At 68.8% G+C, this 2,561-nt stretch carries 2 protein-coding genes; both read left to right on the top strand.

Annotated elements, in window-relative coordinates; genetic code table 11:
- A partial coding sequence (hpnI, locus tag CH341_RS30540; RefSeq protein WP_111423303.1) for a bacteriohopanetetrol glucosamine biosynthesis glycosyltransferase HpnI occupies positions 1-1,085 on the top strand: 1,085 nt, incomplete at its 5' end.
- Positions 1,085-2,512, top strand: coding sequence for a hopanoid biosynthesis associated radical SAM protein HpnJ (gene hpnJ, locus CH341_RS30545; RefSeq protein WP_111423306.1), 1,428 nt, complete (start codon positions 1,085-1,087; stop codon positions 2,510-2,512). The genes hpnI and hpnJ, both read left to right, overlap by 1 nt.
- Positions 2,513-2,561 lie beyond the last annotated feature (49 nt).

Genomic DNA, 2,561 nt, shown 5'->3' on the forward strand with positions numbered 1-2,561 from the left:
CGGGGCCGGCCGGCGAGCCGGCGCCCGGCGTGAGCGTGCTGAAGCCATTGCACGGCGCGCCGCCCGGCCTGCTCGACGACCTCGCGACGGTGTGCCGCCAGACCTATCCGGGACCGCTGCAGATCGTCTGCGGCGTCGCCGATGCCGCCGATCCGGCCGTCGCCGTGGTCGAGCGGCTGATCGCGGCGCATCCCGGCGTCCGCATCGATCTCGTCGTCGACCCGACCCTGCACGGAACGAACCGCAAGGTCTCCAACCTGGTCAACATGGCGAAGGTGATCCGCCATCCGGTCGTCGTCCTGTCCGACGCCGACATCCGGTTGCGCGAGCACGATCTCGCCCGCGTCGTCGCGGCCCTGGCCGAGCCCGGCGTCGGCGCCGTCACCTGTCTCTACGGCGGGCAGGGGGCCGTCGGGGTGTGGTCCGACGCCGTCGCGCTCGGGCTCGTGTCGCACTTCCTGCCCAATGCCGTGACGGGCCTGGAGATCGGGCGGGCGCAGCCGTGCTTCGGCGCCCTGATCGCGCTGCGCGGCGAGACGCTCGCGGCGATCGGCGGATTTCGTGCGTTCGCCGATACGCTCGCCGACGACTACGCGATCGGCGCGGCCGTGCGGGCGCGCGGCGAGGTTGTCGCGGTGCCGGCCTTCGCGGTGCTGCATCGCTGCGACGAGGCGAGCGTCTCGGCCGTCTGGAACCACGAGCTGCGCTGGGCCCGCACCGTGATGAGCCTCGATCCGCGGGGCTGGCTCGGCTCCGCCGTGACGCATCCGCTCGCCTTCGCGCTGCTGGCCTTCTGTTTCGGCGGGGGACGGCCGGCGCTCGGCCTCGCGCTCGCCGCGATCCTGTGCCGGATCTGTCTCGCGCTGCGGACAGGTGTTGCCTTCGCGCTTCCAGTGCCGGCTCTTCCGCTCGTTCCGCTGCGTGACCTCTTGACCTTCGCGGTGTTCGTGGCGAGTTTCCTCGGCCGCGGGGTGACCTGGAAGGACCAGGACTATCGAATGCGGGCGGACGGCACGTTCACGGAGGCGGCAGTCTCCGGCAGGACCGTCACCGGCACCGCCACCACAGGGGAGTCCGTGAGATGATGCGCACGTTGTTCATGCAGGGGCCCTCCTACGACGGCTACGACGGCGGCGCGGGCGCGCGCTACCAGTCGAAGCGCGAGATCCGCTCGTTCTGGTACCCGACCTGGCTGGCCCAGCCGGCCGCGCTGGTCGAGGGCTCCAAGCTGATCGACGCGCCGCCGCACCGGCTCGGCATCGACGACGTGCTGCCCGAGGTGAAGAACCGCGACCTGGTGGTGCTGCACACCTCGACGCCGTCCTTCTCGTCCGACATCCGCACCGCCGAGGCCATCCGGGCCGCCCATCCGGGCGTGAAGATCGGCCTCGTCGGCGCCAAGGCGATGGTCGACGCGCAGGGTTGCCTGGCCGCCTCGTCGGCGGTGGATTTCGTGGCGCGTGAAGAGTTCGACTTCACCGTGAAGGAGATCGCCGAGGGGCGTGATCTCGCGGCCGTGAAGGGCATCTCCTGGCGCAACCGCGACGGCGTGATCGTCCACAACGACGAGCGCGAGATCCTCGAGGACATGGACTCGCTGCCCTTCGTCAGCCCGGTCTACAAGCGCGATCTCGTCATCGAGAACTACTTCTCCGGCTATCTGCGCCACCCGTATCTGTCGTTCTACACGGGACGCGGGTGCAAGTCGCGCTGCACCTTCTGCCTGTGGCCGCAGACCATCGGCGGCCACCGCTACCGGGTGCGCAGCGTCGGCCACGTGATCGACGAGCTGCGCTACGCCAAGCAGGCGTTCCCGCAGGTCCAGGAGTTCTTCTTCGACGACGACACGCTGACCGACAACACGGCGCGCGTCGAGGAGCTGGCCCGCGAGATCGGCAAGCTCGGCATCATGTGGTCGTGCAACGCCAAGGGCAACGTGCCGCGCGAGACCCTCAAGATCATGCGCGACAACGGCCTGCGGCTGCTGGTCGTCGGATACGAGTCGGGCAATCAGCAGATCCTGCACAACATCAAGAAGGGCATGCGGATCGAGGTGGTGCGCAAGTTCACCAAGGACTGCCACGACCTCGGCATCCAGATCCACGGCACCTTCATCCTCGGCCTGCCGGGCGAGACCAAGGAGACCATCGAGGAGACGATCCGGTTCGCCACCGAGATCAATCCGCACACCATCCAGGTGTCGCTCGCCGCGCCCTATCCGGGCACGTTCCTGTACAACCAGGCGATCGAGAACGGCTGGCTGCTGGACGAGAGCATGCAGCTCGTCTCCCAGCACGGCGTGCAGGCGGCGGCGATGAACTATCCGCACCTCTCGCACACCGAGATCTTCACGTCGGTCGAGGATTTCTATCGCCGCTTCTACCTGCGCGCGCCGAAGATCGCCTCGATCGTCTCCGAGATGGTGCGCTCTCCCCAGATGATGAAGCGCCGCCTGCGCGAAGGCGTCGAGTTCTTCCGCTTCCTGCGCGACCGCAAGGAAGCCGCGGCGTGAGGCAGTGATCTTACCCTCCCCTGGAGGGGGAGGGTCGCTCGCCGAAGGC

The sequence above is a fragment of the Rhodoplanes roseus genome (genome assembly GCF_003258865.1).
GTDB classification, from domain to species: domain Bacteria; phylum Pseudomonadota; class Alphaproteobacteria; order Rhizobiales; family Xanthobacteraceae; genus Rhodoplanes; species Rhodoplanes roseus.

Coding starts and splice junctions, on each gene's coding strand:
- hpnJ (WP_111423306.1), top strand. CDS start 1,085: ATGCGCACGTTGTTCATGCAGGGGCCCTCCTACGACGGCTACGACGGC.